The sequence below is a fragment of the Vibrio sp. 10N.247.310.24 genome, assembly GCF_041467175.1.
Classification (GTDB): Bacteria; Pseudomonadota; Gammaproteobacteria; order Enterobacterales; family Vibrionaceae; genus Vibrio; species Vibrio tasmaniensis_A.
Genome location: NZ_JBFSUD010000002.1, coordinates 82,485 through 107,508 on the forward strand (window position 1 = coordinate 82,485; position 25,024 = coordinate 107,508).

The 25,024-nt window shown below is 45.5% G+C and carries 18 protein-coding genes; 10 read left to right on the top strand and 8 right to left on the bottom strand.

All coding sequences use genetic code 11. From position 1 onward, the window contains the following. The first annotated feature begins 89 nt into the window (after positions 1-89). A complete protein-coding gene (locus tag AB6E08_RS01030; protein ID WP_009848885.1) occupies positions 90-1,379 on the top strand; it encodes a malic enzyme-like NAD(P)-binding protein in 1,290 nt (429 codons plus the stop codon). Positions 1,380-1,562: 183 nt separating this feature from the next. Here the strand turns inward: AB6E08_RS01030 and metJ are convergent, their stop codons facing one another. Continuing rightward, on the bottom strand, positions 1,563-1,883 hold the full coding sequence (gene metJ, locus AB6E08_RS01035) for a met regulon transcriptional regulator MetJ (RefSeq protein WP_004729686.1): 321 nt from the start codon (positions 1,881-1,883) through the stop codon (positions 1,563-1,565). 208 nt (positions 1,884-2,091) lie between these two features. On the opposite strand from metJ, the gene AB6E08_RS01040 reads away from it, so the two are divergent. The 3 genes from AB6E08_RS01040 to metF all read left to right on the top strand — a co-directional run bounded on the left by AB6E08_RS01040 (position 2,092) and on the right by metF (position 6,926). Beyond that, positions 2,092-3,273: an O-succinylhomoserine (thiol)-lyase gene (locus AB6E08_RS01040; protein ID WP_029223036.1), complete on the top strand. Its 1,182-nt coding sequence runs from the start codon at positions 2,092-2,094 to the stop codon at positions 3,271-3,273. Between the two features lie 2 nt (positions 3,274-3,275). Further along, positions 3,276-5,687, top strand: coding sequence for a bifunctional aspartate kinase/homoserine dehydrogenase II (locus AB6E08_RS01045; protein WP_372064542.1), 2,412 nt, complete (start codon positions 3,276-3,278; stop codon positions 5,685-5,687). Positions 5,688-6,026: 339 nt separating this feature from the next. Further along, complete coding sequence (gene metF, locus AB6E08_RS01050) at positions 6,027-6,926, top strand: methylenetetrahydrofolate reductase (protein WP_009848888.1); 900 nt, start codon at positions 6,027-6,029, stop codon at positions 6,924-6,926. Positions 6,927-7,098: 172 nt separating this feature from the next. On the opposite strand, the gene AB6E08_RS01055 is transcribed toward metF, so the two are convergent. From AB6E08_RS01055 to argE, 3 genes are all read right to left on the bottom strand, one after another. Further along, entirely contained in the window at positions 7,099-7,638 is a 540-nt protein-coding gene (locus tag AB6E08_RS01055) for a PadR family transcriptional regulator (RefSeq protein WP_009848889.1), read from the bottom strand. A gap of 347 nt (positions 7,639-7,985) precedes the next feature. Then, positions 7,986-10,622, bottom strand: a complete 2,637-nt coding sequence (gene ppc / locus AB6E08_RS01060) for a phosphoenolpyruvate carboxylase (RefSeq protein ID WP_170962733.1) — start codon at positions 10,620-10,622, stop codon at positions 7,986-7,988. A 251-nt stretch (positions 10,623-10,873) separates the two neighbouring features. Further along, positions 10,874-12,010: an acetylornithine deacetylase gene (gene argE, locus AB6E08_RS01065; RefSeq protein WP_009848891.1), complete on the bottom strand. Its 1,137-nt coding sequence runs from the start codon at positions 12,008-12,010 to the stop codon at positions 10,874-10,876. A gap of 153 nt (positions 12,011-12,163) precedes the next feature. Here argE and argC point away from each other — a divergent pair, with 153 nt between their 5' ends. From argC to argH, 4 genes are all read left to right on the top strand, one after another. Then, positions 12,164-13,168 (top strand): N-acetyl-gamma-glutamyl-phosphate reductase, encoded by a 1,005-nt coding sequence (argC, locus tag AB6E08_RS01070; protein WP_102258061.1) that lies wholly within the window; start codon positions 12,164-12,166, stop codon positions 13,166-13,168. A 12-nt stretch (positions 13,169-13,180) separates the two neighbouring features. Continuing rightward, complete coding sequence (gene argB, locus AB6E08_RS01075) at positions 13,181-13,969, top strand: acetylglutamate kinase (protein WP_017061138.1); 789 nt, start codon at positions 13,181-13,183, stop codon at positions 13,967-13,969. A gap of 113 nt (positions 13,970-14,082) precedes the next feature. Continuing rightward, on the top strand, positions 14,083-15,294 hold the full coding sequence (locus tag AB6E08_RS01080; RefSeq protein ID WP_009848894.1) for an argininosuccinate synthase: 1,212 nt from the start codon (positions 14,083-14,085) through the stop codon (positions 15,292-15,294). A gap of 347 nt (positions 15,295-15,641) precedes the next feature. Further along, entirely contained in the window at positions 15,642-17,516 is a 1,875-nt protein-coding gene (gene argH / locus AB6E08_RS01085; protein WP_009848895.1) for an argininosuccinate lyase, read from the top strand. A gap of 254 nt (positions 17,517-17,770) precedes the next feature. Here the strand turns inward: argH and AB6E08_RS01090 are convergent, their stop codons facing one another. Beyond that, positions 17,771-18,019 carry a DUF3624 domain-containing protein gene (locus AB6E08_RS01090; RefSeq protein ID WP_012604954.1) on the bottom strand — a complete coding sequence of 83 codons (249 nt, stop codon included), beginning with the start codon at positions 18,017-18,019 and terminating at the stop codon, positions 17,771-17,773. An 87-nt stretch (positions 18,020-18,106) separates the two neighbouring features. On the opposite strand from AB6E08_RS01090, the gene AB6E08_RS01095 reads away from it, so the two are divergent. Continuing rightward, a complete protein-coding gene (locus AB6E08_RS01095; protein WP_004729674.1) occupies positions 18,107-18,454 on the top strand; it encodes a RidA family protein in 348 nt (115 codons plus the stop codon). A gap of 193 nt (positions 18,455-18,647) precedes the next feature. On the opposite strand, the gene AB6E08_RS01100 is transcribed toward AB6E08_RS01095, so the two are convergent. Then, positions 18,648-20,114: a dihydrolipoyl dehydrogenase gene (locus tag AB6E08_RS01100; protein WP_372064538.1), complete on the bottom strand. Its 1,467-nt coding sequence runs from the start codon at positions 20,112-20,114 to the stop codon at positions 18,648-18,650. A 306-nt stretch (positions 20,115-20,420) separates the two neighbouring features. Then, entirely contained in the window at positions 20,421-21,149 is a 729-nt protein-coding gene (locus AB6E08_RS01105; protein WP_009848898.1) for a glutathione peroxidase, read from the bottom strand. 221 nt (positions 21,150-21,370) lie between these two features. Between AB6E08_RS01105 and oxyR the strand changes: the two genes are divergently transcribed. Then, positions 21,371-22,264, top strand: a complete 894-nt coding sequence (oxyR, locus tag AB6E08_RS01110; protein ID WP_017103618.1) for a DNA-binding transcriptional regulator OxyR — start codon at positions 21,371-21,373, stop codon at positions 22,262-22,264. A gap of 112 nt (positions 22,265-22,376) precedes the next feature. On the opposite strand, the gene AB6E08_RS01115 is transcribed toward oxyR, so the two are convergent. Beyond that, positions 22,377-24,935 carry a penicillin-binding protein 1A gene (locus tag AB6E08_RS01115; RefSeq protein WP_372064535.1) on the bottom strand — a complete coding sequence of 853 codons (2,559 nt, stop codon included), beginning with the start codon at positions 24,933-24,935 and terminating at the stop codon, positions 22,377-22,379. Positions 24,936-25,024 lie beyond the last annotated feature (89 nt).

The following is a 25,024-nucleotide window of genomic DNA, read 5'->3' on the forward strand; positions in this document are numbered from 1 at the left end:
CAGATGCTTCAACCACCTAGGAACTTTGAAGTACATCCATTAACATGAACAAGATCCCCCAAATAATAATATCCTAGGAACCTACACCTATGTCTGAAGACAGCCGCCAAGATCAATCCCCTCAAGAATTATCGCCTCAAGAACAATTCCGTCAGCAAGCTCTTGATTATCATGAGTTCCCAATTCCAGGCAAAATTGCCGTAGAACTGACGAAGCCTGCAAACTCTGCAGAAGACCTAGCACTGGCATACAGTCCTGGCGTAGCTGAGCCTGTTCGCGAGATCGCACAGAATGTCGATAACGTTTATAAGTACACAGGTAAAGGCAACATGGTTGCAGTTATCTCTAACGGTACTGCAATTCTTGGCTTGGGTAATCTTGGTCCTATTGCTTCTAAACCAGTTATGGAAGGTAAAGCGCTACTGTTTAAGCGTTTTGCTGGTTTAGATTCTATCGATATTGAAGTAAAACACCGCACAATCGATGAGTTCGTTGATACGGTTGCGAATATCGCAGATACATTTGGTGGTATTAACCTAGAAGACATCAAAGCACCAGACTGTTTTGAAATCGAGCGTCGCCTGATTGAGCGTTGTGATGTACCTGTTTTCCATGATGATCAACACGGTACTGCGATTGTAACGGCAGCGGGTATGCTTAACGCGATCGAGCTTCAAGGTAAGAAACTGGAAGAGTGTAAGATCGTTTGTTTAGGTGCTGGCGCAGCAGCGGTTGCTTGTATGGAGCTACTGATTAAGTGTGGCGCTCAGCGTGAGAAGATCTACATGCTTGACCGTAAAGGTGTGATCCACACTCGTCGTGATGACTTGAATGAATACAAAGAGCTGTTCGCAAATAACACCGACAAGCGCACGCTTGAAGATGTTATCGAAGGCGCTGACCTGTTCTTGGGTGTATCGGGTCCTAATCTGCTACCAGCTAAGGCACTTACTCTGATGGCTGATAAGCCTGTTGTGTTTGCATGTTCAAACCCAGATCCAGAGATCAAGCCTGAGCTTGCACATGAAGTTCGTTCTGACCTAATCATGGGTACTGGCCGTAGTGATTACCCTAACCAAGTAAACAACGTACTTTGTTTCCCATTCATTTTCCGTGGTGCACTAGACGTGCGTGCGAGCGAAATCAATGACGAAATGAAGCTAGCGGCGGTTAAAGCGATTCGTGAACTAGCAAAAGAAGAAGTTCCGGCTGAAGTACTGGCAGCTGCGGGCGAGACTGCACTGGAGTTCGGTAAGGGTTACATCATTCCTAAGCCAATGGACCCGCGCCTGCTTCCTCGCGTTGCAAAAGCAGTTGCTGAAGCGGCTGTTGAGTCTGGCGTTGCTCGAATTGAGATGCCTGCTAACTATATGGCTTAATGCCTTAATAGCTTAATAGCTGTTGCTCTATTGAGCGAAAAAGAATAATAAAAAACCGACTCATAGGAGTCGGTTTTTTTATGTCTATCATTCACAGCGCAGCTACAGATAACGTAGTGGGTGATGTGACAAATAGGGTTCAGCTATAGCGAATCAATAATGAAGGCGGTGACTGAGTTGTTTTTATTCTTCGTCAAACGCTTCGAACTCGATGCCCATCTCTGTCATCAGTTTTTTGACTTCAGTCGGGATGTCGTCTGGACGATCTTTACGAAGGTCTTCATCCGTTGGCAGTGGTTGGCCTGTGTACGCATGTAGAAAGGCTTCGCACAGTAGCTCACTGTTTGTTGCATGGCGTAGGTTATTGATCTGGCGGCGAGTGCGCTCGTCAGTAAGAACCTTTAACACTTTTAGAGGGATAGAAACTGTAATTTTCTTTACTTGTTCGCTTTTCTTTCCATGCTCAGCATATGGGCTTATGTATTCACCATTCCAGTCGGCCATTGCGTACCTTCATCACTTTAGTTGTTAGAATAAATTAATAGTGCTGATTTTAGCGGGATTTACTGCCATAAGCAAAGACATATAGACGTCCGGAAGTGTTGACGTCTCACGTTTATGAAAGTAAAGTGAGTAACATATATCTAACACAGCCACAAAATGCCGACAAGCAGCTGTGATTCTCAGACGCAAAACTTGTAAGGAAGCACCTATGAGCAGCCGGAAGCCAGCAACCATCGCAGTACGTACTGGTATCGAGTCAGACACGCAACACCATGCCGTTGTCCCACCTATTTATCTTTCGACTAACTATGGGTTTCCCGCTTTTGGTGAAGTGCCAAAGTACGATTATACCCGCTCTGGTAACCCAAACCGCGGTCTATTAGAAACGGCACTATTTGAGCTTGAGTCTGGTAAAGGCGCGGTTGTCACTAACTGTGGTACGTCGGCACTTAACTTATGGGTATCCGCTTTCTTAGGTGGCGATGATCTTATTATTGCACCGCACGACTGCTATGGCGGTACTTACCGTCTGTTTAACACACGCTCGCTCAAAGGTGACTTCAAAGTTCTATTTGTTGATCAATCGGATCAAGCTGCACTAGATGCGGCGATCGCGCTTAAGCCAAAGTTGATCTTAATCGAAACGCCATCGAATCCATTGGTTCGTGTGGTTGATATTGCAGAAACTTGCCGTAAAGCGAAAGAAGTAGGTGCTCTGGTTGCTGTCGACAACACGTTTTTGACGCCTGTGTTCCAAAAGCCTTTAGAGCTGGGTGCGGATTTTGTTATCCACTCAACCACTAAATACATCAACGGACACTCAGATGTCATTGGTGGTGTTGTAGTTACTAAGACAGAAGAGCACGCTGAAGAGCTAGCATGGTGGGGTAACTGTATTGGTGCAACCGGCACACCATTTGATAGCTACATGACGCTACGTGGTATTCGTACGCTAGGTGCACGTATGCGCGTTCACGAAGAGAGCTCACGTGAAATTCTGACGGCTCTGCAACAACAAGATCTGGTGGGTACGATTTACCACCCAAGCCTTCCTGAACATCCGGGTCACGAGATCGCGAAGAAACAGCAGTTGGGCTTTGGTTCCATGCTGAGCTTTGAATTTTCGGGATCTTTTGAAGCACTTAAATATTTTGTGGATAAATTAGAGCTATTTTCTTTGGCTGAATCATTGGGCGGTGTTGAAAGCCTGATTTGTCACCCAGCGTCGATGACTCACCGTGCTATGGGCGAAGCAGCATTAGCAGAAGCGGGTGTTTCTCAACAATTACTGCGCCTTTCTGTTGGCCTTGAAGATGCAGAAGACTTGATTGATGATCTCAAGCAAGCGTTTGAAAAAACACAAGGCTTTATCGCAGAAGGGGAGGTTTAATAATGACAACCTTTCGCCAGCTACATAAATTTGGTGGCAGCAGTTTAGCGAACCCTGAGTGTTACCAACGCGTGGTCAATATTCTTAGAGAATACTCGTCAGCTACTGACTTGGTCGTGGTATCGGCTGCGGGTAAAACAACTAACCGCTTGATTGAGTTTGTTGAAGCGCTCGACAAAGATGGTCGTATTGCGCATGAATGTCTACAAACCCTTCGTCAGTTCCAGCTTGAGCTGATTGAAGCGCTGCTTGAAGGTGAGTCTGCGGCTCAGCTAACGGCCACTATTCAACAAGAATTTACTGCTTTGGGTGAGCTCACTGCTCCCTTGAGCGAAGCACAAAAAGCGCAAGTGCTGGGTCATGGCGAGATTTGGTCTTCACGCTTGTTGGCGACTTTGTTGTGCCAGCATGACTTGCAAGCGGTTGCTCAAGACGCTCGTGCATTTTTACGTGCAGAAGCGGGGGCTCAGCCTGAAGTTGACCGTGCTCGCTCTTATCCTCTGATTAAAGAAGTTTTGGCTCAGCATACGCATTGCCGAGTGGTGATTACGGGCTTTATGGCTCAGAACTGCGAAGGCGAAACGGTACTGCTAGGTCGTAACGGCTCGGATTACTCAGCAACTGTGATTGGCGCCTTGGCTGAAGTTGAACGTGTGACGATTTGGAGTGACGTGGCGGGCGTATACAGCGCTGACCCTCGTTTGGTTTCGGATGCGTGTTTACTGCCTCTGCTTCGCCTTGATGAAGCGAGTGAACTCGCTCGTCTGGCGGCTCCAGTGCTCCATAGCCGAACGCTACAGCCTGTGGCTCAAAGTGCTATGGATCTCAGCTTGCGCTGCAGCTACCAGCCAGAGGCGGGCTCTACACAGATAGAGCGTGTACTGGCATCGGGTCGTGGCGCAAAAATCATTACCTCTCTGGATGAAGTTCTGATCGTGCAGCTGACTTTTGGTCACGGTCATGATTTTGACCGTTTAGAAAGTGAAGTACTGGAAGGGCTTAAGCGCGCTCAACTTGAGCCGCTTGCTTATGAGCTTGAACCCGATCAGCACTGTTTGCGCCTTGCTTATACAGAAGAGATCGCTGGTGGCGCTTTAGAATATCTACAAGATCACGCGATTGAAGCGGAAATTAAGCTCAAAGAAGGTTTCTCTCTAATTGCAGCAGTGGGTGCTGGTGTGACTAAGAACCCGAACCATTGCTACGGTTTCTACCAGCAGCTTAAGAGCTCGCCGGTTGAGTTTATCTCAGAAGCGAACTCTGGCTTAAGCTTGGTGGCTGTGATTCGTAAGAGTGAAACATCAAGCCTAGTGAAAGGCATTCACTCTCAACTGTTCCAAGCGCAAAAGCGTGTTGCGATTGCCTTGTGTGGTAAGGGCAACATTGGTTCAAGTTGGTTAAGCTTGTTTGCTGAACAAAAGGCTGAACTTGAAAAGCGTCGTGGAATGAACTTTGAATTGGTTGCGGTGGTTGATAGCCAAACTTATTGGTTCGATGATCAAGGCATTGATGCGACTTCTGTGAGCAAGCGTTTTGATGATGAAGCGATTGCCAATAACGGCAACGACTGGCTAGAGCGTTTGGGTTCTATTCAGGGCTACGATGAAGCGGTTGTGTTAGATGTCACTGCAAGCCCTGTGCTTGCAGCAAAGTACCTGCAAATTGCACAACAAGGTATTCACCTGATCTCGGCTAACAAGGTGGCAGGTTCTGCATCAAGTGAGTATTACCATCAAGTACAGGATGCTTTCGCTAAGATCAGCCGTCACTGGTTGTACAACGCGACAGTCGGCGCTGGCTTACCGATTAACCACACGGTACGTGACCTGCGCGAAAGCGGTGACGATATTATTGCTCTGTCAGGTATCTTCTCGGGCACTCTATCTTGGTTATTCCAACAGTTTGATGGCACGGTGTCATTCAGCGAGTTGGTTGACTTAGCGTGGCAGCAAGGCCTGACGGAACCGGATCCTCGCGCTGACCTCGATGGCTCAGACGTGATGCGTAAGCTAGTGATTCTGGCGCGTGAATCGGGTTTAGATATTGAGCCTGAAAACGTCAAAGTAGAATCATTGGTACCTGAAGAATTACAAGATCTGTCAGTGGATGACTTCTTTGATAAAGCTTCTGTACTGAGTGAAGAGTTGGCCGAGCGTTTAGAGAAAGCGCAGTCTCAACAGAAGGTCCTTCGTTACGTAGCGCGTTTAGAGAAGAATGGTAAGGCAACGGTAGGCGTTGAAGCGTTATCTAAAGAACACGCTCTGGCGAACTTACTGCCTTGCGACAACATCTTTGCGATCGAGAGCAAATGGTACAAAGATAATCCATTGGTTATTCGTGGCCCAGGTGCTGGCCGTGAAGTGACAGCTGGTGCAATTCAGTCTGATTTAAACAGAATGTCTAGCCTGTTTTAATACTTAGAGCGGTTGGTTTAGTACTTAGAGCGATTGGCTTAATAGTCAGATCAATTGCTTTAATACTCAGATTAATTGTTTAAATGCGTAAATAGCATACTATCCACTAAGATAAATAAGGCTGAAAGCACGATGTGTTTTCAGCCTTTTTTCTACATTATTTCTTCTTTGCGACCCACCTATCGGCTTGAGCTTTTCTCACTATCTACTTGAAAAAAATTCATAATGGATCTGTTGACATTAAATCGTATTCAATTCATTCTGGAGACATATAGACGTCTAAACGTCGCTAGGGATTTGAGATTATTTAGTGGTTGCTTTTGCCACAGGGAGAGTAAGATGGGATACACACACGCAAGTCATATCGACGCTTTAAATCAGAATATTGCAGAGCTTTCTGACAACATCAATGTGTCATTTGAATTTTTCCCACCAAGCAGTGAGAAGATGGAAGAGACCCTGTGGAATTCTGTTCACCGTCTTAAAACACTTCAACCTAAATTTGTATCAGTAACCTATGGTGCAAACTCGGGTGAGCGTGATCGTACCCACTCAATCATTAAAGAAATTAAGAACCAAACAGGCTTAGTTGCTGCACCACACTTAACGTGTATTGATGCTAGCCGCGAAGAGCTGATTCAAATTGCCGACGATTACTGGGCAAATGGCATTGAAAGTATTGTTGCGTTGCGCGGTGATATTCCAGCAGGCGGTGGTGCGCCAGATATGTATGCGTCTGATTTAGTCGAGCTGCTTAAATCTCGTCACGACTTTGATATATCAGTAGCGGCATTCCCTGAGGTTCACCCTGAAGCAAAAAGCGCTCAATCTGATCTTATTAACCTAAAGCGTAAAGTGGATGCGGGTGCAAACCGTGCAATCACTCAGTTCTTCTTCGATGTCGAAAGCTACTTACGTTTTCGTGACCGTTGTGTGGCGGCTGGCGTTGACGTAGAGATTGTACCGGGTATCTTGCCGGTTTCTAACTTCAAGCAAGCGTCTCGTTTTGCTGCGATGAATAACGTAAAAGTACCAGGTTGGATGGCGAAGCAGTTCGAAGGCTTGGATGATGATCCAACAACTCGTCAGTTAGTCGGTGCTAGCCAAGCGATCGATATGGTTCGTACGCTAAGCCGTGAAGGTGTGAAAGATTTCCACTTTTACACGCTAAACCGTGCAGAAATGACTTATGCACTTTGCCACACATTAGGTGTTCGTCCACAAGTCGCTGCGCTTTAAGTAAAGTCTAGGAAGTAAAGCCCAAGCGCTTGTAAAAGCTTCTGGTAGTAACATTTCAAATCCTATAGATACAAAAAAGGCTTGGACTCTAAGAGTTCAAGCCTTTTACTTTTCTAGTTTCTAGTTTCTAGTTTCTAGTTTCTAGTTTCTAGTTTCTAGTTTCTAGCTTAACTTAAGCAAGAGCGCCAAGTTCAAGCAGTACTTCGTCAGCCCATACAATCCATGCTTCACGGATCAGTAGGTTACGACGAAGCGTTAGACGCTCTAGGCGTGCTTGCTTATCTAGTGTAGATGGGGTTGCGTAGTAAGCCGCTTCGATTTCTTTGTAGTGAGAAACCAGTTTGCGAGACTCTTCTACTAGTTCAGCAAGTTGTACACGGTACGCATCAGAAGGTTGTACAGCACAAGCGATTAACTTAGCTGAGAACTCGTCACGAACTGTTGGGTGTGCAGTTGGTTGTTCAAACCATTCACCTAGCGCGCCACGGCCAGCATCGGTGATAGAGTAAACTTTACGATCAGGTTTGCCTTCTTGAGGCTCAAGTACGCAAGTTACCTGGTCGTTCTGAGCCATTTTATTTAGCTCGCGGTAAACTTGTTGGTGGCTAGCTTTCCAGAAGTAACCAATGCTTGCGGAGAATTCTTTTGTGATATCGTAACCAGTAGCATCGCGTGTACTTAAAACGGTTAAAATTACGTGTGGTAATGACATGTCTGAAATCCAAATGGTAAACAGTAAACAAATACTTGAACAACAAGTGTGCTTCTATGGCACGTTATATTGGTTATGTTCAAGTAGCACCAACTCAATCGTTGGTTATGTCACCTTACAAAGCCGTTTATCACCTAGGTTGACCAGTTTATTGGTCGAGTGCCGCAGATTATTATTTTGGAGTGTTTCTGCAGCGGAGCAGTAGTATATCTAAATAATAAGCATAAAGTAGAATACATGGACAAAATAACCCAAAAAACTGACAAAATACTCACTAGTGGTCGTTTGGCAAAACAAAAAGGTCGCCAATGGCGACCTTTTGTTTCTTTTGTAGATGGAATCACTAATTAACCAGTGTTTCGCATACCTGCTGCAATACCTGCAATTGTCACCATTAGCGCTTCTTCTAGCTCTGCTGGTGGTGTTTCGCACTTACGAGTACGGTAAAGCAGTTCCGCTTGAAGCATGTTTAGTGGCTCAACATAGATGTTACGTAGACGAATTGACTCAAGTCCCCAAGGGTCGCTTTGCATCAAGTTCTCGTTATTTTCTACGTTCAGCACCGCTTTGATGTCTTTTTGCAGCTGTTCACGCAGTAACTCACCCAGAGGTAATAGCTCTTCGTCAACAAGTCGCTGATCGTAGTACTTAGCGATTTCCATGTTGCACTTCGAGTACACCATTTCCAACATACCTAGACGAGTCGAGAAGAATGGCCATTCACGACACATCTCTTCAAGTAGCGCTTGATGGCCTTGATCGACAGAGTATTGAATCGCTTCACCAGCGCCTAACCATGCAGGAAGTACCAAACGGTTTTGGCTCCATGAGAAGATCCATGGGATCGCACGTAGGCTTTCTACGCCGCCGTTCGGGTTACGTTTCGCAGGACGAGAACCAAGAGGTAACTTGCCTAACTCTAGCTCTGGCGTCGCTTGGCGGAAGTAAGGAACAAACTTCTCTTCACCACGAACGACGTTGCGGTAAGCTTCGCAAGATACTTCAGACAGCACTTCCATTAGGTCGCGCCATTCTTGTTTTGGCTCTGGTGGTGGCAGAAGGTTCGCTTCTAGAATCGCACTTGCGTATAGGTTGAAGCTATTAACTGCAACATCTGGCAAGCCAAGTTTAAAGCGGATCATTTCGCCTTGTTCAGTTACACGTAAGCCGCCTTTCAAGCTTTTAGGTGGCTGAGAAAGAAGAGCCGCGTGCGCTGGCGCACCACCACGACCAACCGTACCACCACGACCGTGGAATAGAGTCAGTTCAATGCCTTCTTCTTCACAAGCCTTAACTAGCTTGTCCATTGCATCGTATTGCGCCCAGCCTGCAGACATTACACCGGCATCTTTAGCTGAGTCAGAATATCCGATCATCACCATTTGGTGGTTCTGGATAAAGCCACGGTATAAATCGATGCTCATTAGCTGTTTCATTACGGCTTCTGAGTTGTTCAAGTCGTCTAGCGTTTCGAACAATGGACATACGTCCATGCGGTACGGGCAACCACATTCTTGTAGAAGCAAATGTACAGCCAATACATCCGACGCAGTACGAGCCATAGAGATCACGTAAGCACCAAAGGCTTCTCGAGGTTGAGCAGCAACGACCTTACAGGTGTCTAAAACCTCTTTGACCTGCTCAGATGGTTCCCAGTCGCGTGGTAACAGTGGGCGCTTTGAGCTTAATTCATTGGTTAAGAAAGCAACCTTATCTTGCTCGCTCCATTGGTCGTAATCACCAATGCCTAGGTAGCGAGTCAATTCAGATAGCACATCTGAGTGACGAGTACTTTCTTGACGAACATCGAGACGAACCAAATGCACGCCGAATGCTTTTAGGCGGCGTAGCGTATCAAGTAGAGAACCGTCCGCGATTACGCCCATGCCACATTCGTGCAGTGATTGGTAACATGCGTAAAGTGGTGTCCAAAGTTGGTCTATGTTCTGTAGAGTTTCTTTCTTCGGTACTTCTGCGTCGTGCAGTTTTGCATCAAGCACTTCTAGCGTGTTGTTGAGCAGAGTACGTAGGCTCTTCAGGATTGCACGGTAAGCTTCGTGCTCATCGCCAGCCAATTCACGAACGGCATCATTACACTTGGTCATCGACAGTTCGGTAATCAACTCGTTCACGTCACCTAGGTATAGATCTGCGGCTTTCCAGCGAGACAGACGCAGTACTTCTTTGGTGATGGTGTGCGTTACGAATGGGTTACCATCGCGGTCACCACCCATCCAAGATGAGAAATGAACAGGGCGCGCATCAATTGGCAGGCCTTCACCAAGGTAACCTTTTAATCGACCATCCATTTCACGTAGGAAATCAGGCACAGCTTCCCAAAGTGAGTTTTCGACAACTGCAAAGCCCCACTTAGCTTCATCAAGTGGAGTAGGACGTTGCTGACGAATCACATCAGAGTGCCAACCTTGAGCAATAAGTTGCTCTAAGCGGCGTTCGGTTTTCACACGCTCTTTGTGTGATAGGTCGCTTAATTCTAATTTAGACAGACACTCGTTGATCTTAACCAGCTTGTTGATCATGGTGCGACGAGTGATTTCTGTTGGGTGTGCAGTCAGAACGAGTTCAATGTTCAGGTCGCGAACGGCTTGAGCAGCGTCTAGCTTGCTGATGTCATTCTGATTTAATTTGGAAAATAGAGATTGCAGCACATCTGGTTCACAAACATGCTCCTCACAGTGGCGAGAGATCGTATGGTATTGCTCTGCCATGTTGGTGAGGTTGAGAAATTGGTTAAATGCACGAGCAACAGGAGTGAGTTGTTCGTTCGGCAGGTTTTTGATTTCTTCAACTAGGCTGTCACGGTCAGCTTTGTTGCCTGCGCGGGCGGATTTGGAAAGTTTACGGATAGTCTCCACTTTCTCTAAGATAACGTCACCATGTGCATCTTGGATTGTGTTACCTAGCAAGCGTCCCAGCATGCTTACGTTACTCTTGAGAGCGGCGTATTTCTCGTTCATTGTCATCCTGCCTCGTAAAAAAATTACATCCATTGTTCCTTGTTAAGTACACAATCTAGCGAAAAGTGCTGTATCTAGTCAAATAAAGCATTCTAAGTTTGCAATTATTAGGTTTAAAAATGCGGGAGAAGTAAATTTTTCAAAACTTAGGGAAAAAGTGAAATTTAATTACAAGATCGGGCTGTGTCAGGGATAACAGAATAAAAGCCACCTTTTCGGGTGGCTTTTATACGAAAATATCGGAAGGAAAGTAATAACTAGAAACAATATTTACGGATCGATTTACTCAGAACATCAATTGTAGGGTCAATAAAATCGAAGCTTAAGAACTCATCCGGTTGGTGAGCTTGGTCGATTGAGCCTGGGCCTAAAACTAAGGTTGGACATAACTCCTGAAGAAAAGGTGCTTCAGTACAATAGTTCACAGTTTGAGATTCGGTTTCACACACCGATTCCATGCCACCGATAAATGGATGATCGTGCTGACACTCATAACCCGGAATCGGCTCATGCAGGGGAGTAATCTCAATTCTGCCCGGCCATTTTGCTTCTACTTCTTTAAGTGCGCTACGCAGCATGTTATCCAAGCCATCTAAGCTAATGCCCGGTAAAGGACGAACATCATAGTGCAGTTCACAACAACCACAGATACGGTTCGCACTGTCGCCACCGTGGATATGACCAAGGTTTAGGGTAGGGCTTGGAATTGCAAAACCTGGGTGGTGGTACTCCTTGACTAACTTGTCACGCAACTGCATTAAAGCAAATAACACTTCATGCATGATCTCGATGGCGTTAACGCCTAAAGCTGGATCTGAAGAGTGACCTGATTTACCCGTTACTCGCACAGCATTAGCGACGTGACCTTTATGACCGCGAATAGGCACTAGGCTGGTCGGCTCACCAATAATGCAGTAGTCCGGTTTAAACGGCGCATTTTCAGTGAAATGACGTGCACCTAGCATAGTGGTTTCTTCGTCACACGTAGCTAAAACATAAAGCGGCTTGGTTTGCTTGCTCCAATCCATTTTCTTAGCAGCTTCATAAACGAAGGCAAAAAAGCCTTTCATATCGGCGGTGCCTAATCCGTAGAAGCGGTTGTTGTGTTCTGTCAATGCGTGAGGGTCGAAGTTCCAACGTCCTTCATCGAATGGCACGGTGTCGCTGTGTCCTGCAAGCAATAAGCCCCCTTCGCCAGAACCCATCTTTGCGACCATATTATGCTTGCCGGGTTCGACTTCCACGACCTCAACGCTAAAGCCTACGTCTTTAAACCATTGAGCCATTTTTTCGATCACTTTCTCGTTGCCATGATCCCAGCTTGGATCTGTTGAGCTAATGGAGTCGGTGGAAATTAGGCCTTTATAGACCTCAAGGAAACTCGGTAATTGCATAATATCTTCACTTCTACTATTGACAGGAAAACCATAAGTCGGTAAAACACATATTAAATCATATTTAATGCATAAGAAATCAAATATAGCTAAAAATTAAGTATGAATAGTCAAATTTGAAATATAACTTACCTCAAGAATGGATGTGTTGAGATGTTGAAAACCACGATCATTGGTGCAAGCGGCTATACAGGAGCAGAACTGGCTCTAATGATAAACAGACACCCTGAGCTCACGCTATCAGGTTTATATGTCTCAGCCAATAGTGTAGATGCGGGCAAACCTATCGCTGCACTGCACGGTAAGTTAGCTGGCCTGATTGATATGCCAGTACAACCTTTAACAAATCCGGAAGAAGTGGCTAAACAGTCTGATGTGATTTTTCTAGCAACGGCACACGAAGTCAGTCACGACCTAGCGCCCATTTTTCTAGAGAACGATTGCCAAGTTTTCGACCTATCGGGTGCATTCAGAGTTAAAGGTGAAAACTTCTATCAAGAGTTTTACGGTTTTGAACATCAACACGAACAATGGCTAGACAAAGCGGCTTACGGTTTAGCGGAATGGAACGAACAAGAAATAAAAGAAGCTCAGCTTGTTGCGGTAGCGGGTTGTTACCCAACGGCATCACAACTGGCGATTAAGCCTTTGGTTGAAGCCAAGTTACTTGATGAGAACCAATGGCCAGTGATTAACGCAACCAGCGGTGTAACTGGTGCAGGCCGCAAGGCGACCATGGTTAACAGCTTCTGCGAAGTGAGCCTGCAAGCTTATGGCGTCTTCAATCACCGTCATCAACCTGAAATGGTCGCACATTTAGGATGTGATGTGATTTTCACCCCGCACCTCGGCAACTTTAAGCGTGGCATTTTAGCGACCATTACCATGAAACTGGCTGACGGTGTGACAGAACAACAGATACAAGATGCCTTCGAGCAAGCTTATCAAGGTAAGCCAGCCGTGAGATTGCTCGAAGAGACATTGCCAAGAATTCAAGATGTAGAACAGACACCTTTCTGCGATTTAGGCTGGAAGGTACAAGGTCAGCACATCATCGTTGTTTCGGCGATTGATAACTTATTAAAGGGTGCATCTAGCCAAGCGATGCAGTGTTTAAATTTACGTTATGGTTTTGCGCCATTAACTGCGTTAGTGTAAGGGAATCTAGATATGAGCCTTAATAATCAACCATTAATCATAAAGTTAGGTGGCGCTGCGCTATCTTGTGGTGAAACACTTAGCAAGTTATTTGGTGCGATTTCAGCTTACCAACAACAGGCACAGCGACCAATCGTGATTGTTCACGGCGGCGGTTACCTTGTTGATGATTTGATGAATAAGTTGAACCTCGAAACCGTTAAGAAAGAGGGGCTACGTGTTACTCCTTATGATCAGATCCCTGTTATCGCTGGCGCGCTAGCGGGCACGGCCAACAAACTACTTCAAGGTCAGGCAATTAAAGACGGTATCAATGCCGTTGGTTTGAGCCTTGCAGATGGTGGTTTATGCAAAGTGAGCGAACTGAACCCTGAACTGGGCGCGGTAGGAAAAGCGGAGCCGGGCGACTCAACCGTCCTGCAAGCGATTCTTAATGCGGGCGCACTGCCAATCATTAGCTCAATTGGTCTGACTGAGCAAGGCCAACTGATGAATGTGAATGCCGACCAAGCTGCGGTTGCCGTTGCAGGCGCGCTTGATGCTGAACTGGTACTGCTTTCTGATGTAAGCGGTGTGTTGGATGGCAAAGGTCACCTGATTCCAAGCCTTAATCAACAACAAGCTGATGACCTTATTACAGGCAAAGTGATTACCGATGGCATGATCGTTAAGGTTCAAGCCGCACTAGAAGCCGCTAACGACCTTGGACGACCAATCGAAGTTGCCACTTGGCGATACCCAGAAAAGCTAACACAACTGTTTTCAGGTAAAAGCATAGGAACGCAGTTTTTACCTCAGTAGACCTCACCACGAGTCACTACTTAAAGAATTTAGACAAATAAATTTAACACATAATAATGAAGTCATTTCCAACGCTGACCGCCATGTGCAGTATGGAAACTAGGAGAAAGAAAATGAGCAAAGTTAACGTAAAGAAAGTTGTAGTAGCCTACTCTGGCGGTCTAGACACATCAGTAATTATTCCATGGTTGAAAGAGAACTATGATTGCGAAGTTATCGCATTTGTTGCAGATGTAGGCCAAGGCGATGAAGAGCTGATTGGTATTGAAGAGAAAGCAAAAGCTTCTGGTGCATCTGAGTGTTACATCGCTGACCTTAAAGAAGAGATGGTGGCAGATTACATCTACCCAACGCTAAAAACTGGCGCTTACTACGAAGGTAAATACCTACTAGGTACTTCAATGGCTCGTCCAATTATCGCGAAAGCTCAGGTTGAGGTTGCACGTAAAGTCGGTGCAGACGCACTGTGTCACGGCTGTACAGGTAAGGGGAACGACCAAGTTCGTTTTGAAGGCGCATTTGCTGCTCTCGCACCAGACTTACACGTAATTGCACCATGGCGTGAATGGGATCTAGTGAGCCGTGAAGAGTGTCTAGATTACTTAGCTGAACGTAACATCCCTTGTACGGCTTCTCTTACTAAGATCTACTCGCGTGATGCAAACGCATGGCATATATCTACAGAGGGCGGCGTGCTAGAAAATACATGGAACGCACCGGATGAAGATTGCTGGGCTTGGACTGTAGACCCAGAGCAAGCGCCAAACGAATCTGAAACTGTGACGCTTAAAGTTGAAAAAGGTGAAGTGGTAGCGGTTGATGGCGAAACAATGACGCCATACAACGCACTGGTTTACCTAAATGAGAAGGGTGCGAAGCACGGTGTTGGTCGTATCGATATCGTAGAGAACCGTCTTGTTGGCATGAAGTCTCGTGGTTGTTACGAAACTCCAGGTGGCACAATCATGATGGAAGCACTGCGCGCAGTAGAGCAACTGGTTCTTGATAAAGCGGCATTCGAATTCCGTGAAGAGCTAGGTGTTAAAGCTTCTCACCTTGTATACGATGGCCGTTGGTTCACTCCACTATGTAAGTCAATTCTTGCGGCAACAGATGAACTAGCACAAGACGTAAATGGTGAAGTGGTTATCAAACTTTACAAAGGCCATGCAACGGTGACTCAGAAGCGTTCTGACAACAGCCTGTACTCAGAAGAGTTTGCAACCTTTGGTGAAGATGAAGTTTACGACCAAAGCCACGCTGAAGGCTTTATCCGTCTTTACTCGCTATCAAGCCGTATCCGTGCTCTGAATAGCCAAAAGTAATCCGAACAATGAGTTAGTGAGCTAGCCTTTTACGAATAACGGAAGGCTAGCAAATAGACATTATTGTGCAAAGTCCATCCACTATTGATTAGTGAATGGGCTTTTTTCTATCTATTAGTCTAATAAATCAGCTTCGGTTTTTATCATTGAATGGCATATAATTCGCGAATCACGCTGAAAATAAATAATGGATTAAACTATCGGTGAATAAATATGTGAAAATAATGAATCAATACTTTATTTTCATTTTGAATTGCCGTAAGTTTAAACCATCAGAAAAATACTGAATTTTAATCAGAATTATCATTTGCAAAAACAGTGAGCACTGTGCAATTAGGAGATACACAATGGCATTATGGGGCGGTAGATTTACCCAAGCAGCAGACACCCGGTTTAAAGATTTTAACGATTCTCTTCGTTTTGATTACCGATTGGCTGAGCAAGACATTGTGGGCTCAATTGCCTGGTCTAAAGCTCTACTGTCGGTCAACGTATTAACCGAAGAAGAGCAACAGAAGCTTGAGTTAGCGTTGAATGAGCTAAAACTTGAGGTGATGGAAGATCCTGAACAGATTCTACGTTCTGATGCAGAAGATATTCACAGCTGGGTCGAGCAACAACTTATCGGCAAAGTCGGTGACTTGGGCAAAAAACTTCACACTGGCCGTTCTCGTAATGACCAAGTGGCGACAGACCTTAAACTATGGTGTCGTCAGCAAGGTAACCAACTGCTACTTGCATTGGATCGCCTACAAAGCCAAATGGTGAACGTCGCTTCTCAGCATCAAGAAACCGTACTTCCTGGCTACACTCACTTACAACGTGCTCAGCCGGTAACTTTTGCTCACTGGTGCTTGGCTTACGTTGAAATGCTTGAGCGTGATTATTCTCGTTTGAATGATGCGATTAAGCGTCTAGATACATGTCCGCTGGGTTCTGGTGCCCTTGCTGGAACTGCTTACCCGATGGACCGTGAAGAGTTAGCTCACAACTTAGGTTTCCATCGTGCAACGCGTAACTCTCTAGATTCAGTTTCTGACCGTGACCATGTGATGGAGCTGATGTCGATTGCATCTATCTCAATGCTTCACCTTTCGCGTCTTGCAGAAGATATGATTTTCTACAACTCGGGTGAATCGAACTTCATCGAGTTAGCAGATACAGTGACGTCAGGTTCATCTCTGATGCCACAAAAGAAAAACCCAGATGCGCTAGAGCTAATTCGTGGCAAAACTGGCCGTGTGTACGGTTCATTAGCTGCAATGATGATGACTGTAAAAGCTCTGCCTTTGGCGTACAACAAAGACATGCAAGAAGATAAAGAAGGTCTGTTCGACGCTTTAGATACTTGGAATGATTGTATGGAAATGGCTGCTCTTTGTTTTGATGGCATTAAAGTGAACGGCGAACGTACACTTGAAGCAGCGAAGCAAGGTTATGCGAACTCAACAGAATTGGCTGATTACTTAGTAGCGAAAGGCATTCCTTTCCGTGAAGCTCACCATATTGTTGGTGTAACAGTCGTCGCAGCGATTGCTAAAGGCTGTGCATTAGAAGAGTTAACCATCGCAGAGATGAAAGAGTTCTCTGAGGTGATTGAAGAGGATGTGTATGACATCCTGACCATTGAGTCGTGTCTTGAAAAACGTAGTGCGCTAGGCGGTGTATCACCACAACAAGTGGCTTACGCGGTTGACCAAGCAGAGAAGCGTTTATCACAGCGTGATACTTCTATCGTTAAGGTTCGTTCTGCTCGTCTGACCGATATTGAAGCGTTGGAAGGCATGGTGGCCTACTGGGCGAATATGGGTGAAAACTTGCCTCGTTCTCGTAATGAACTGGTGCGTGATATTGGTTCGTTTGCCGTCGCAGAGCATCATGGTGAGGTGACAGGTTGTGCATCACTCTATGTGTATGACTCTGGTTTAGCGGAAATTCGTTCGTTAGGTGTTGAAGCTGGTTGGCAAGGCCAAGGGCAGGGCACCGCTATTGTGCAGCACTTGGTTGATAAAGCGCGACAAATGGCCATTAAGAAGGTGTTTGTGCTGACTCGTACCCCAGAGTTCTTTATGAAGCATGACTTTTTACCAACATCGAAATCTTTGCTACCTGAGAAGGTACTGAAAGATTGTGATCAGTGTCCTCGCCAACATGCATGTGATGAAGTGGCGTTGGAAGTGAACTTGGTTGAACAGATTATCGCAAAGGTGAATGTTGCATAAGGCATTGATTTTATGGCACCTAAAAAAAAGATCAAAAATCTGATCTTTTTTGGGAACAAACTAAGAAAAGTCCGGTCTATTAAAGTACCACTGCTTTTTCTTAGAATTTTCTAAGAAAGCCCTAGAATCGATTGGTTCTGGGGCTTTTTTCTATCTGCTGTTTGGGAAGTGAAGATAGGTCGTTAAATCGAAGCACTATCGGGTCATTGAATCGAACATCTAGCCATTATCGTTTATCTAATAAAGTCTCTCTGTTAACGCTTTTTGTTCCTTAAAGGCAGCACGAAAAATTTCATTATCCAATGTAACGACAGCAACCCACTGAACGCGAAAGCGGCCATCATCAAGGCGATGGCATTGATGGTTTTTGGGTCTTCTTTGAAAAAGAACCACCACACCCCCCAACTTAAAATCGACAACACCATCAGTTGGTTCATACAACGTTGGCAGCGGCCGAGTTTGTTACGGATTTTTTCACTTTTATTGCAATGAATGCATGTCATCTTGGGTTTGATTCGCGTTATGCTTGTTGCCCTGATAATAACACGTCACAAGATATTGGATCACGGTGACACAGAGAGATAAAGTCGATGATTGAGCGCCAAGAAACGAAGCAACGCATGAGCCGTATTGTTAAACACAACGGTACTATCTACCTATGTGGCCAAGTTTGTGCTGATGCAACTAAAGACATCACAGAACAAACACAAACGATGCTGGATAAAGTGGAAGCCCTACTTGAGCAAGCGGGCAGCGATAAAGAGCACATGCTGTCAGCAACGATTTACTTGAAAGACATGAAAGACTTCCAAGAAATGAACGCAGTATGGGATGCATGGGTTCCTGAAGGTCACGCTCCAGCACGCGCATGTGTAACGGGTGATATGGCTCGTGAAGCGCTACTTGTTGAGATCTCTGTGATTGCTGCTGAGAAGTAATTGCTTAAAGCTTTTAGTGACGCAATGGCTTCAAGAGATTCCAGATACCTTGTCCCTCGGTTCTGAAATGACGAGTTTAACTTTGATTAGCTGATGCGTTCAGCCAAAAGAAAAAGGAAAGCCAATGGCTTTCCTTTTTAGTATCTAGTTTCTGTTAATAGAGCAAGCTGCTATCTTTCCTGATGATCTGCGATTAACAACCAGGGCCACAATCTAGACAGTGTTTCACCATCTCTGGACCTAGGTGCAGTTTCGCATTGAGGTCACGTAGCGCTGTTCGCACACCTTCTTCAATCACTGGGTGGTAGAACGGCATGTCTAGCATTTCAGAAACCGTCATCTTGTTCTGGTGTGCCCAAGCTAATAGGTGAGCCAAGTGTTCTGCGTTTGGTCCCATCATTTCAGCACCAAGGAAGCGGCCTGTACCTTGCTCGCCGTATACGTGCAGAATACCTTTGTTGCGCAGCATCACTCGTGAACGACCTTGGTTCTCGAAAGACACATCACCTGTTGCGAAACAACCACATGTGCCTAAGCGTGTGGTGATCTCTTTGTAAGTTTCACCAACCATCGCGATTTGTGGGTCAGAGAATACCGCTGAGATTTTAGAACGGCGTAGGCCTGCACGAATCTCTGGGAAGCGACCTGCGTTATCACCCGCAATACGTGCTTGGTCTGCTGCTTCATGTAGTAGAGGCAGTTGGTTACTTGCGTCACCGGCAATAAATACTGATGGTAGCGATGTTTGTAGTGTGTAGTGGTCTGCGATAGGAACACCACGTTCATCAAGTTCTAGAGAGGTATTCTCTAGGCCAAGCTTATCAGTGTTTGGACGACGACCTGTTGCTGCAAGTACATATTCAACGACGTTAGTTTCTAGTTCACCTTCTTTATTGATGAACTGGATCTCGACGCGATCTTCACCCGATTCAGTAGTAATACGTTTCATGCTTTCGATTTTTACGTCTGCATCAAGGTAGAATTCTTCATTGAAGGCTTTGTCTGCGTAAGCCATGATCTCTGGGTCGGTTACCGGGCCTACTTGACCACCTAAACCGAACAGTTTTGTTTTTACACCCAAGCGGTGCAGTGACTGACCAAGCTCTAGGCCAATAACGCCCGGGCCAAATACCGCCACTGATTCTGGTAAATCATCCCAGCTGAATACGTCATCATTAATGATTAGACGGTCGCCAAGTTCATTCCAAACTGCAGGGTAGGCAGGGCGAGAACCTGTTGCGATAACAATACGCTTAGCCGTCACAACCGTGTGGTCATCGATTTGTAGCGTGTTGTCATCTAAGAACTTTGCGTAGCCAGAGATCTTGTCTTGCTCTGGAATTTCATCAACACCTTCTAAAACAAAACCAACAAAACGGTCACGTTCAAACTTCACTCGGTCCATTACTTCACGGCCGTTAATCACGATATCACCTTGTGGGTGAACGCCAAAAGCCGGAGCTTTCTCAATTTGGTGTACACTTTCAGCCGCTGCAATAAGCAGTTTAGATGGCATACAACCAACACGAGCACAGGTTGTACCGTAAGGGCCGCCTTCAATCATCACAACACTGTCAGTGTGTGCTTTTGCAGCGCGGTAAGAACCTAAACCTGCCGTACCGCCCCCGATAACTGCTACATCTACATTGACTTGTTTCATAATAATTTTCTCGCAATAGCTAAATTTAGTTTGAACGAACCCCTCCAACTCTGGTGATTTTTTAAGAGTCAGGATTGCGGGTCAGTTTTGTGATTCTGTTTTATTAGGTTTAGCTTGTAGCTCTGCCTTTATTGCTATCTGCTTCTTGTTACTAACTATAGGTTAGTTAAAGACGGGCGAGTCACAAGCTATATTCTCTTTCCAAAGCTCAGATAAGAGTGTTTGGAATAGCTAACCCACAAGAGGGTGGGTTAGCTGATATTGCTTAGTTAACTTAACGATTAAGCTTATATCGATGGTAAGTCATTAACCTAGGAAAGCTTCAAGTTCTTCGCTACCACCGATGTGTTTGCCACCGATGAATACTTGTGGAACCGTTGTGCGACCAGAGATTGCACGTAGGCTTACTGTTGTCGCGTCTTTACCTAGTACTACTTCTTCGTAGTTCAAACCTTTGTCGATTAGGTTCTGCTTCGCTTTCATACAGAAAGGACAGCCTGGCTTAGTGAATACTGTGATTGACTCTTGCTCTTTGTGCTCAGGTGCAATGTAGTTAAGCATAGTATCTGCATCAGAAACCTTGAACGGGTCGCCTGGTACGTCTTCTTCGATGAACATTTTTTCTACCACGCCGTTTTTAACCAGCATGCTGTAGCGCCATGAACGTTTGCCGAAGCCGATGTCGTTTTTCTCAACTAGCATGCCCATACCGTCTGTGAAATCACCGTTACCATCTGGGATGAATGTGATTTTTTCAGCTTCTTGGTCTGCTTTCCAAGCGTTCATTACGAATGTGTCGTTTACTGAAACACATAGAATGTCATCAACACCGTTATCTTTGAATACAGAATGTAGCTCGTTGTAACGAGGTAGGTGGCTTGAAGAACATGTCGGTGTAAACGCACCTGGTAAGCTGAATACGATAACTGTCTTGTCTTTGAATAGCTCTTCCGTCGTTACGTTAACCCATGCATCGCCCTGGCGAGTTGGGAATGTTACTTGAGGGATTGATTGACCTTCTTTAGATGCAAACATATTGATTTCCTTAAATAGTATTTTGAATTTTGTTCTATCAGAGCTTAACGTTTTTCTTTGCTCTGTTTCGTTTCGTTGAGCCCATTATTAGACAAATCCTTTGATAGCTCTAATCGTTTGATGTTATGGTTTTGATAGGTAAATTCTATCAAGAGCATTTTTCTTTTAAATGTTTCTATGAAACCCCTTGTTCTTATTAAACCAGAGGTAAGAGACTGATCATGAACATTCGTGACTTTGAATACTTGGTGGCGCTCGCAGAGCACAAACACTTCCGAAAAGCGGCAGAAGCGTGCTTTGTCAGTCAGCCGACACTAAGCGGTCAAATACGCAAACTAGAAGATGAAATTGGACTTCAGTTAACCGAGCGTAGTCCAAGGAAGGTCATATTTACAGAATCAGGGTTACAACTTGTTGAACAAGCCAAGCGTATTCTCAATGAAGTAAAGACTTTTAAGGATATGGCAAGTGGACACGGTGAAGCGATGACAGGGCCGATGCACATTGGTTTTATTCCGACCGTTGGCCCTTATATTTTACCTAAGATCATTCCTCACCTTAAAGAGTGCTTTCCCGATCTTGAGCTTTACCTGCATGAAGCGCAGACCCATCAGCTAGTGAGTCAACTTGAAGATGGCAAGCTTGATTGCTTGGTATTGGCTGCAGTTGATGAAACGGCGGCGTTCAAAGAGATTGATGTGTATAACGAACCGTTAAGCGTCGCAGTGCCATGTGATCATGAGTGGGCTAAGCAAGACACGGTCGATATGTTGCAGTTAAATGGACAAACCGTACTTGCACTGGGCGATGGTCACTGCTTACGAGACCAAGCCTTGGGCTTCTGTTTTGCTGCGGGTGCAAAAGATGATGAACGCTTTAAAGCGACCAGCTTAGAAACGCTGCGTAACATGGTAGCGGCAGGGGCGGGCATTACCTTGTTACCTCAGTTATCGGTTCCAAAGGAAAAGCAGAAAGATGGCGTGTGTTACGTGCCAGCGGTGAATCCAACACCTTCACGTCGCATTGTTGTTGCCTACCGACCGGGTTCTCCGTTAAAGGGGCGCTTTGAGCAATTGGCTGAGGCTATCCGAACTCAATTAGATAAAGCTGTTTAGTCATTTAATTTAAATCGTAGATAGATCAGGTTAGAGACATAAAAAAAGGGTTGATATGAATACATATCAACCCTTTTTGTTGGTTCATGTTACTTGGTTCAACAAACCCTAACTAGAACAGCTCTTCTACTGCTTCACCTGATGACGTTGAGTAGATGTCATCATTGAAACGTTCAGTAATGTACTCGGTTGGCTCAGTGCCTTTCTCGAAATACTCGAACATAGAGGAGCTATCAAACTTGTTGGTCAGTAAGCCAGTTTTACGGTCGATACGAACGCGAACGATATTTTCTGGAAGCTCTTTACGCTGTGCAGGAACACCCGCTAACGCTGTGCCCATGAAATCAACCCATGCCGGCTCTGCTGTTTTAGCGCCCGCTTCTGCACCTGTAATTTGATTCTTACCAAGGTTAGAGTTCGCTTTGGTTCGACCTAGGTTACGGTTGTGGTTGTCAAAGCCAACCCATACAGTTGCAACCATGCCAGGGCCGTAACCGCTGTACCAAGTATCTTTCGAATCGTTGGTGGTACCAGTTTTTCCGCCAATATCGCGACGCTTCAGCGGTTGAGCACGCCAACCTGTACCATTCCAGCCAGTGCCGGCACTCCAGTCACCGCCGCCCCAGATATTGCTGTACATCATTTCACGAACAAGGAACGCGTTCTGCTCAGTGATCACTTGAGGTGCGTACTGTACTTGGGCATCCACATCTTGCTCTGCAAACTCATTAGCCATTGAATCTGAGGTCATTGGCTGTTGGCAATCGTCTTTACACACAATTTTCGGTGTCGCTTGGAATTCAGTCTCACCAAATGGTGTCTCAATGCGGCTGATGTAGAAAGGTTCAACGTAGTAGCCGCCATTCGCAAATACTGAGTAACCTTGAGCTACCTTCATTGGCGTTAAGCTACCCGCACCCAGAGCAATGGTTTCAGAGCGCGGTACTTCGTCAATATCAAAACCAAATCGAGTTAGGTAGTTACGAGTATCATCCAAGCCCACTTCGCGCAGTACACGTACCGCCATTACGTTTTTAGATTGAGCTAAGCCAATACGTAAACGAGTTGGACCCACATAGGTCGGTGGTGAGTTCTTTGGTCGCCATGCCGTGCCTTGGCTCTTATCCCATTGATTGATTGGCGCATCGTTGATCAGTGAGGCTAGCGTTAAGCCTTTCTCAATCGCAGCTGAGTAGATAAATGGTTTGATACCAGAACCCACCTGACGAATAGATTGCGTTGCACGGTTGAACTTGTTGTGTACAAAGTTAAAGCCACCCACCATCGACAATACTGCGCCGTTGTTAGGGTTCATGGCAACAAACGCGGTGTTTGCATTTGGCACTTGGCTTAGTCGCCATACAACCGGTGTTTCAGGTTCAGTTGTTGTTTCTTCGGTAGGCTCTTCAGATACTTCATCGCCGGTTACTGCTTCATGGCGAACCCAAACTTGCTCACCAACAGCCAAAATCTCTTTCGCTTGAGAAGGCGCTGGACCTTGGCGGTTGTCCGTAAGGAATTTACGCGCCCAGTTCATGCCTTGCCACTCGATAGTGCCTTCACCTTGGTTCTTAACCCAAACTTGAGCGCTTTTCGAATCAACAGCGGTTACAACTGCTGGTACTAAGTCACCATAGGTTGGTTGAGACTTAAGGTGTTTAACGATTTGTTCTTGATCCCAAGCCGACTGCGCCGTTTGCCACAATACTTTTTCAGCACCGCGGTAGCCATGACGCTCATCGTAGCCAAGGAGGTTTTTAATCGCGGCTTGGTTCGCTGCTTTTTGCAGTTTTGAATCAACGGTGGTGTAGACCTTCATGCCTGATGTGTAAGCGGCTTCACCATAGCGTTCAACCATCCAAGCTCGTGCAACTTCTGCTACATACGGCGCGCTCAGTTCAATTTCGGCACCGTGGTATTTCGAGATAAGTTCTTCGCTACGAGCGTCATCGAACTCTGCTTGAGTGATGTATTTCTCGTCTAACATACGACGCAATACAACGTTACGACGGTTAGTCGCGCGCTCAACAGAGTAAATAGGGTTCATTGTAGAAGGTGCTTTTGGCATGCCCGCAAGCGTAGCCAATTCACTTAAGGTGAGTTCAGGAAGATCCTTACCAAAATAAACACGCGCTGCTGCGCCGAAACCGTACGAGCGATGACCAAGGAAGATCTTGTTTACGTACAGCTCCATGATCTCTTCTTTACTAAGAAGTTGCTCAATGTGGATTGCAATGAAGATCTCTTTGATTTTACGCATGATCTTTTTCTCATTAGATAAGAAGAAGTTACGCGCAAGCTGCTGAGTTATGGTACTTGCCCCTTGTTTGGCTGAGCCGGACATAGCAACCACGAGTGCTGCTCGAGTAATACCAATTGGATCAATACCTGGGTGCTCGTAGAAGCGGCTATCTTCGGTAGCAATCAAAGCTTCAACTAGGTGGCGAGGAATCTCGTCATAAGTCACTGGATTACGACGCTTTTCACCAAATTGAGAGATCAATTTACCGTCTTGACTGAAGACTTGCATTGGCGTTTGGAGTTCTACGTCACGTAAAGTGGCAACATCAGGCAACTCTGGTTTTACGTAATAGTAAAACCCGAAAATTGTACTGACTCCAAGAATCATGCAAATCAATGTAAATATGAATAATCGCTTTATGAACTTCACCGGATAATCCCTGATTAGTTAAGGCTGATAAGCAGCAAACCCTTGTACTCTAGGTTAAAAACTTAGCTTTCGTTTATTAACGCTTATTT

Excerpts from the sequence above, each read along its gene's own strand:
- AB6E08_RS01030 (WP_009848885.1), top strand. The coding sequence starts at position 90 with ATGTCTGAAGACAGCCGCCAAGATCAATCCCCTCAAGAATTATCGCCT.
- metJ (WP_004729686.1), bottom strand. The coding sequence starts at position 1,883 with ATGGCCGACTGGAATGGTGAATACATAAGCCCATATGCTGAGCATGGA.
- AB6E08_RS01040 (WP_029223036.1), top strand. The coding sequence starts at position 2,092 with ATGAGCAGCCGGAAGCCAGCAACCATCGCAGTACGTACTGGTATCGAG.
- AB6E08_RS01045 (WP_372064542.1), top strand. The coding sequence starts at position 3,276 with ATGACAACCTTTCGCCAGCTACATAAATTTGGTGGCAGCAGTTTAGCG.
- metF (WP_009848888.1), top strand. The coding sequence starts at position 6,027 with ATGGGATACACACACGCAAGTCATATCGACGCTTTAAATCAGAATATT.
- AB6E08_RS01055 (WP_009848889.1), bottom strand. The coding sequence starts at position 7,638 with ATGTCATTACCACACGTAATTTTAACCGTTTTAAGTACACGCGATGCT.
- ppc (WP_170962733.1), bottom strand. The coding sequence starts at position 10,622 with ATGACAATGAACGAGAAATACGCCGCTCTCAAGAGTAACGTAAGCATG.
- argE (WP_009848891.1), bottom strand. The coding sequence starts at position 12,010 with ATGCAATTACCGAGTTTCCTTGAGGTCTATAAAGGCCTAATTTCCACC.
- argC (WP_102258061.1), top strand. The coding sequence starts at position 12,164 with ATGTTGAAAACCACGATCATTGGTGCAAGCGGCTATACAGGAGCAGAA.
- argB (WP_017061138.1), top strand. The coding sequence starts at position 13,181 with ATGAGCCTTAATAATCAACCATTAATCATAAAGTTAGGTGGCGCTGCG.
- AB6E08_RS01080 (WP_009848894.1), top strand. The coding sequence starts at position 14,083 with ATGAGCAAAGTTAACGTAAAGAAAGTTGTAGTAGCCTACTCTGGCGGT.
- argH (WP_009848895.1), top strand. The coding sequence starts at position 15,642 with ATGGCATTATGGGGCGGTAGATTTACCCAAGCAGCAGACACCCGGTTT.
- AB6E08_RS01090 (WP_012604954.1), bottom strand. The coding sequence starts at position 18,019 with ATGACATGCATTCATTGCAATAAAAGTGAAAAAATCCGTAACAAACTC.
- AB6E08_RS01095 (WP_004729674.1), top strand. The coding sequence starts at position 18,107 with ATGATTGAGCGCCAAGAAACGAAGCAACGCATGAGCCGTATTGTTAAA.
- AB6E08_RS01100 (WP_372064538.1), bottom strand. The coding sequence starts at position 20,114 with ATGAAACAAGTCAATGTAGATGTAGCAGTTATCGGGGGCGGTACGGCA.
- AB6E08_RS01105 (WP_009848898.1), bottom strand. The coding sequence starts at position 21,149 with ATGTTTGCATCTAAAGAAGGTCAATCAATCCCTCAAGTAACATTCCCA.
- oxyR (WP_017103618.1), top strand. The coding sequence starts at position 21,371 with ATGAACATTCGTGACTTTGAATACTTGGTGGCGCTCGCAGAGCACAAA.